Here is a 7,240-nt window from a genome sequence, read left to right on the forward strand (position 1 = left end):
CTCCCTTCGGGGAGAGCATAAAATTGCAATAAATCCCATTTTATCCGGTCAAAACTGGATAAGCAGACTCCCGAAAGAAGGTATCCCATTTGACCACTGACCTTACCGTCGGAAAACCGTCGCAGAAGCTGTTCTGGTTCTCGATTCCGCTGCTGCTCAGCGTTGCGTTCCAACAGCTGTACCAGATGGCTGACTCCATCATCGTAGGCCGTTTTGCCGAAACTGTAGAAGCCGGTGAGCTGGCGCTGGCCGCTGTCGGCGCCAGCTACCCGATCACGCAGCTGTTTGTTGCGGTCGCAACCGGTATCAACATCGGTACCGGTGTGCTCGTCTCGCAGCTGTTCGGCGCAAAGCGCTATCTGCGCATGAAGACCGCCATCTCGACCGCACTGCTCACCACCACGGCGGTAGCACTGCTGCTGACGCTGATCGGCGCTGTCGGCACGACGGGCATTATGAATGCGCTGTCCACGCCGGAGAATATCTTTGCGGACGGCTCACTGTATCTGCGCGTGTATGTGTTCGGTCTGCTGTTCCTGTTTATCTATAACGTGTGTACGGGTATCTTCAATGCCATGGGCGACAGCCGAACGCCGCTGATCCTGCTTGTGCTGTCCTCGGTCGGCAATGTCATTCTGGATATGGTATTTGTTGCTGGTCTGCACTGGGGCGTTGCAGGCGTTGCATGGGCGACGTTTATTGCGCAGGGCGCGTCCGGTATTCTGGCGTTTGTGCTGCTGCTGCGCCGTGTGCGCTCGTTTGATACGGGCAACCATTTCGTGCTGTTCGCGCCCGAAATGCTGCGCCGCCTGACCAACTACGCCGTGCCGTCTATCGCACAGCAGAGCTTCGTATCGGTCGGCAATGTTGTCATCCAGTATTACATCAACCTGTGCGGTGCGACCGTCATCGCGGGCTTCTCGGCGGCAAACCGCGTCAACCAGTTTGCGCTGACCTGCTGCATGTCGTTTGCTTCGGGTCTGTCGAGCTACGTTGCGCAGAATATCGGCGCCCGCAAGATGGACCGCATCGGTCCGGGTCTCAAATGGGGTGCGGTGTATTCGCTCGGCCTGTCCGTGGTGTTTATGGCGATCTATCTGCCGTTTGCGAATAAGATCATCAGCCTGTTCGTTCCGGCGGGCAGTGCCTCCGGTGTTATCGATGTCGCACGAGGCTACCTGTTCACGGTTGTGCCGTTTTATCTGGTCGTATGCACCAAGTTCGTATGCGACAGCGTGCTGCGCGGCGCCGGCGCAATGCGTCCGTTCATGGTAACGACGTTCTCCGACCTGATTATCCGCGTGGTGCTGTCCATTGCACTGTTCTATGTGGTCGGCAACGAGCACGGTATCTGGCTTAGCTGGCCGATTGGCTGGTTCCTCGGCTCGGGTCTGTCGGTGTTCTTCTATAAGTCCGGCGCATGGAAAAAGAATCTGCCTACATTCTAACCGGCCGTAAAATTGTAAATGAAAGGGTTTCCCATCGGGAAACCTTTTTTCATGCCTGTTTATTAAGAATCTGCATAACGACACGGCTGACAATTTCTCGCTTTAGGGCAGGGCCTTTTTGCATTTCGTTCCCGCAAAACTGCATTTCGTGAAAAAGACGTTCCGGATGATCGAAAATCTGCTATGGTATAAGCACAGCAGATAATACGGAAGAAGCGGACAGCACCGTCGAGTAACGGCTTCGATACCGGCTGATGAATTGCAGGGTCGCAGCTTCCGCAATATGAAGAACAACTCCTCATAATTGAGATACCCCGCGATGGAAAGCGAGTATAATTCCATTCGGCGGGGTACTGTTTTGCACGGAAAAAACGAGGCGCGCATGCCGTTCACAGGAATGGTGGGTTTTGAAATTGCGTGATGATTGCGGCTCTGTGTGATATGATGGAGAAAAACAGCAGGAGGTGTTTGGGTGAGGATACTTTTTATTTGCCACGGCAACATATGCCGCAGTCCGATGGCAGAATATATCATGAAGGAACTGGTAAAGCGAGAGGACGTCGCGGATGACTGGGAGATTGAATCGGCGGCTGTCAGCCGTGAGGAGATCGGCAATCCGGTGTATCCGCCGGCGCGGCGCAAGCTGCTTGAGCAGGGAATCCCGTGCGGCCATCATGCGGCGCGGCAGATGACACGCGCGGATTATGACCGATTTGATCTGCTGATTGGCATGGACCGGTCGAATCTGCGCACCATGCAGCGCATTTGCGGCGGCGATCCGGACGGCAAGCTGCATTTGCTGCTGGATTTTACCGACCGACAGGGCGAAGAGGTCGCTGACCCGTGGTATACCGGCGATTTTGATGTTGTATGGGAGGATTTACTGGAAGGGTGTCAGGCGCTGCTGAGGGAATATAGGTAAGAAAAAAGGAAACCCGAGAGGGTTTCCTTTTTTGCGGGTTAGATTATTCAGTAAAAGAAACGGTAGGTTTACCAGAACTGTAGTCAGGAATGGTAACAGTGAGATTAATATTAGTAGTACCATCGGAGATTACCAGTTTGCTGGTTGTAGAAGTAAACATCCCATATGGGATTTTGAGAGAGATACGATCATCTTCTACATAATAAGCACCGCCGCCATCGAGGTTATAGATAGAATCGGTCTTTTGATATACCGAATCATTAACAGTAACCGTTAAACCATCTTGCGCCAGCCACGTTGCTGCACCGGAGAAGGTGAGCGTGCAGTACATATTGCTTCCTTTGCTGATCGTCGGCAGCTTAGTCGGCGCTGTTACCGTAGAGCCGCTGGAACCGGAATTACTCGAATCACCGGAACTACTCGAATCACCAACCGTCAGCGTATACTCTACATCAGTATAGCCATCTGCGGTGAGTTTGATTTTATAGTCACCGGCATTGGCAAACAGGCTAACGGGCAGATCGAGAACATCGTATGCAGACGTACTATAAGTGGTATTGGTTGCAGCCGGACGGAAGTTGTTGTCCGCAAGGCTGCTGCTGGAATAGCCGCGGGTCAAAACAGTATCGTTCACCTTGACCTGATTTACTTTAGCCAGATATGTTGTGAGGTCAGATGCATTCAGACCGGTGAAGCTGAGACGATAGTAGGAATACGTTCCCGTATAACTGGTATCGGTTTTCTTTTTAGCGCCGGAAACCGTCGGTGCGGATTTTGCAGCTTCCGCAGGTTTTGCATTAACCGTAAACTTTGCCGTCAGCGGCTCACCATAGTACTTTGCCGAAATAGCAACCGTATGCTCACCGGACGGTACGTTATACAGAGAGATGGTTTTGTTATCCTTGCCGATTACATAATAAGCCATTTCGGAACCGTAACCGTAATATCCGTAAGTACCGATGTCCGTTTTGTCATCCAGCTTAACAGATGCCAGATTCTTGAGGAAATCACCGTTCGAGCCATCTACCGTGAATACGACGACCGGCTTGCCCGATTCGGTAGTCTCGGCAACCGACAGAGAAAGGTTTTTCTCTAGCTGCTTTGCAACGGTCAGCGTCAGGCGCACCTTCTGGAAGGTATCGACCTGCAGCGTCAGCGCGTTATCGCCCAGCTTGAGCTGGTTTGCCGGAATGGTGATGGTGTTCTTCTCGGTGTCGATGGAGTATGCATCCTTGCTCAGCGCCGAGGTGGTGTTGAGGTAAAGCTGGCTGTCGGCATTCTCTTTCAGTTTTTCCAGATATGCCGCTGCCTTGCTGCCGGAAACGAGCAGAACTGCGTCCTCGCCCTCATTTACTTCGTTGATGGACTGGTAGCTTGTCTGACCGTCCTCGGTCACTTCCTTGACCAGAGTCAGGTCAGGAGCTGCGGAAGAGGAAGCCTCGCTGAACGAAGTCGTTTCGCCGAGCAGATTATCCTCCAGCACCTTCTTTACCGCATACGGACGGTTGCGTGTGGTTTCTGCGTTCTCAGAGGTGACATACTCCGCAAAGGTGAGCAGCTTGTCCTCGGTGCGCGCGGTGTTTGCGGCATCGAAGAAGCCTGCGCTGGTGTAAACCTTATCTGCGCCTTCATAATAAACCGCGTCATGGAGCATATTGTCCCAGCGCTCGGAGATAGCGGCTGCATTGGCGTTGTCCAGACCCAGCTTTTCCACGATCTTCGCGTTGGTCAGCAGGTCGGCGCTGAATACCAGATTTGCGTTCATGGTGTTGCTGCCGCCTTCAGAACCGGAATCCGAGGAGGCACCGCCGCCGCCGCTGGTCGCTGCGGAAAGCGCGTCTACGCCTGCCGCTGCGGCACGCGCCGCCGGAGAAACCGACTGCTTATCTGCACCGTAGGCATAGAAGGTCTGGGAGAACGACTTGAAGCCGTTCGCGTAGATGGTCAGCGTATACTTTCCGCTGTGCGTCAGATGGTTGGTAGTATCGTTATACAGCACGAAGGTATCGCCGATGAGATACCAGTCGTCAAACTTATTGAGCACCTGTACCTCGGAATCGCCCGCATACTGCAGTTCTACGCGGTAAATCGGCTGGGTGATGCCGTACAGCATATCCTTCACCGTAAAATGCGTGTTCACGCCGCTGTATGCGCCGGTATCGCTCAGCACCAGAGACGGCGTTTTCTCGTTTACCACATGGATCGGGAACAGCTCGGCATTGCCGTTCGATACCACGCGCAGCTTGTAGCGACCGTTCGAGAAGAAGTTCGACTGACCGAGTGGGACAGTGATGCACGCAACGGTAGCGCCGTCAACACCGTGCGGCAGCGCCTTGTTGAGGCTCCACTTCAAATTGCTATTGAGCACGCTGTTACTTTCATCGTCCTGCACGAGTACAACGCTCGTAATGCCGTCCACAAACGCCTTTTCCGCGTCGGTGCCGTTGGCATAGTTGAACATAAGCTGTACCTCGCCGGAAACATGATAGAGATTATCGTCGGATTCGCTTAGAACGGCGTCCGGAGAGTAGAAACGTACCGAATTGGAGGCAGTTTTCAGGTCAATGGTTGTGTGGGTCGGATTATAGCGTACCTTACCGGCGGCGTCCTTGTTGGTCTGGTGATAATCCCAGACGTAAACCGGACCGTTTGCAAGGAAGTAGTAATCGACTGGTACACCGGAAACGGTCGGCTTTACCGTGTTCTTGCCGCCGAGGCTGACGGTCTGGGTCTTGCCGGTGGTCTTATTGGTAACGGTCAGCGTGCTCGGGTCGAGTACGGTGGACTGCCACTTGACAATGCTGCCGTCGGTGGAAACCTTGGAGCAGCCGGCGTTGATTTCGGTGCCGTCAACGGTCAGCGTGCAGTTATCCAGCGTGTTGCCGTCCTCAAAGCGGATAACAACGAACTGACCCAGTGCGCCGAGCTGAACGGTGTTCATGTCGATGAGCTTGGTCTGCTCGGGTACGACCAGACTCTGCTGTGCAACCGAACCACCAGAGGAAGAGCCGCCGGAAGAGGAGCCGCCGCCGGAGGACGAACTGCCGCTGGAAGAGGAACCACCACCGGAAGCTGCCGCGCCGACCGTCTCGGTTTTGCCTGCGGCAACCGATTTATTGCCTGCCTTGACGCCGGAAACGCCGTTTGCGGCAGTAACCTTGGTGCCGGAGGTAGAAACGGTGACGTTATCGGCGTTCGCCTGCACCGCGCCGACCTTGCCCGAGCCGGTGATCTTTGCACCGTCGGCAACAACGGTGATGCTGTCAACCGAGCCGGAAACCGCAATGTCGGTATTGGCGATAATGCCCTTGCCGGCCTTGGTGTCCTTAAAGGTTACACCGCTTTCGCCGCCGCGCAGTACAATGCGGCCGGTGACAGTAACACCCGTCAGGTCGATTCTGCTGATGCCGTCTGCAATGATGAGGTCGCCGTTGATGGTCTTGCCGGACAGGGAAACGCCGTTTTCACGCACAATAACGCTGCCGTCCACCGTGGCAGACAGAGAATCGTCTGCATCGGCGTAGGTGCTGGCCATCTCACTGATGACCTTGGCGAATTCTGCACGGGTGATGCTGTTTTTCGGGTTCAGCTTACCATTTGCACCGTTGACATAGCCGTTTTCAATCAATGCAGCTACACTGCTCCGTGCCCATGCAGAGACAGAAGCACCATCGGTGTAATTGTTCAGAACGGACGTATCGCCGCTTTCAAGTGCAAATGCACGCGCGAGGACAACAAAAGCCTCTTCACGGGTGATCGGCGCTTCGGGATTCAGTTTGCCGTTTGCACCCTGAAATGTGCGCATGGCAACGGCCAGTTTGAGATCGTTGTAATACCATGCAGAAGTGTTTGCATCGCTGTAAACCGACAGGTCAGCTGTTTTGCGAGCGGCAAAGGCACGGTTGACGATAGCAGCCATCTGGGCACGGATCAGCAGGCCGGAGCTGTTAATCTGGCCGTTTGAGCCGTTCAGCAGGCCGTTCTGTACAGCGCTGCGCAGGCCGGCTGCGGACCAGTCGGTTGGGAAATCGGTAAAATCTTCAGGCGAGGCAGCGAATGCATTCGCTGGCAGGAGCATAGCTCCGGCCAAAAGCATCGCAAGGGTACGTTTTTTGTTCAAGTATATTTTCCTCCTTGTTGTTAGACTGGGCTAACCATACCGGTAAAAAATTTCCTTTCCATAGGAAAGGAGCGTGATCACAATGAGTTATCATACACTAACTCATAAGTAGGTAATAAAATATCATAAAGATTTTGTGGTGTCAAATCCTGATATTTACAGGAAAGAACGGCCGTATCATATAAACAACACAAAAAGTACACAAAATCCTGCAATGAGTTAGGAGAAACTAACTCTGGATGTGATTTTTGATAAAGGAAAAATTTTTTGTATGTGCGATACATATTGTTTACAGCGGAAAAGGCACAAAGCAGCACATAATTTCTGTGGAAATGATAAAAATACGGTATAGAAGTTAACAATATGCGATAAAGATTACAACTGAATATTGAAATATCATAGGGAAGATGGTGCGCTGCATTATTTTCCGTGCTTGTCGGCGTACAGCGGCAGGTGATGTTTTATTTTCAGGGCATTTGTACAGGGGAGACATATTTATATAGGTATGTATAGAGTGTACAAATTTCCTGTAAAATATTTTTTGAAAAAGTTGAAGAAAAGTGTTGACATTAGGCGTATACTGCGGTATACTAAATAAGCTATTGATGAGCAGTTAAGAACAACGAAAAGTTGTGAAAACCCTTTGAAAACAGCAGATTGTACCTTGTAAATTAAACAACGATGTGCTTAAACTTTTGTTCAAAAGAACGAAGGTTGTAGTGCGAACCTGAAATTTCGAGAGTTTTTTAC

The 7,240-nt window shown here is 52.2% G+C and carries 3 protein-coding genes; 2 read left to right on the forward strand and 1 reads right to left on the reverse strand.

What is annotated here, in order from left to right; translation table 11 throughout:
* Positions 1–89 precede the first annotated feature (89 nt).
* Together DXB00_RS07745 and DXB00_RS07750 are read left to right on the forward strand one after the other, a co-directional pair.
* Positions 90–1,448: an MATE family efflux transporter gene (locus tag DXB00_RS07745; RefSeq protein ID WP_118761400.1), complete on the forward strand. Its 1,359-nt coding sequence runs from the start codon at positions 90–92 to the stop codon at positions 1,446–1,448.
* A gap of 472 nt (positions 1,449–1,920) precedes the next feature.
* On the forward strand, positions 1,921–2,370 hold the full coding sequence (locus DXB00_RS07750) for a low molecular weight protein-tyrosine-phosphatase (RefSeq protein ID WP_119214723.1): 450 nt from the start codon (positions 1,921–1,923) through the stop codon (positions 2,368–2,370).
* 43 nt (positions 2,371–2,413) lie between these two features.
* Here the strand turns inward: DXB00_RS07750 and DXB00_RS07755 are convergent, their stop codons facing one another.
* Positions 2,414–6,490, reverse strand: a complete 4,077-nt coding sequence (locus tag DXB00_RS07755; RefSeq protein ID WP_118730435.1) for an S-layer homology domain-containing protein — start codon at positions 6,488–6,490, stop codon at positions 2,414–2,416.
* Between the last annotated feature and the right edge of the window lie 750 nt (positions 6,491–7,240).

It is taken from the genome of Butyricicoccus sp. OF10-2 (assembly GCF_003481925.1).
Classification (GTDB): Bacteria; Bacillota; Clostridia; order Oscillospirales; family Butyricicoccaceae; genus Agathobaculum; species Agathobaculum butyriciproducens.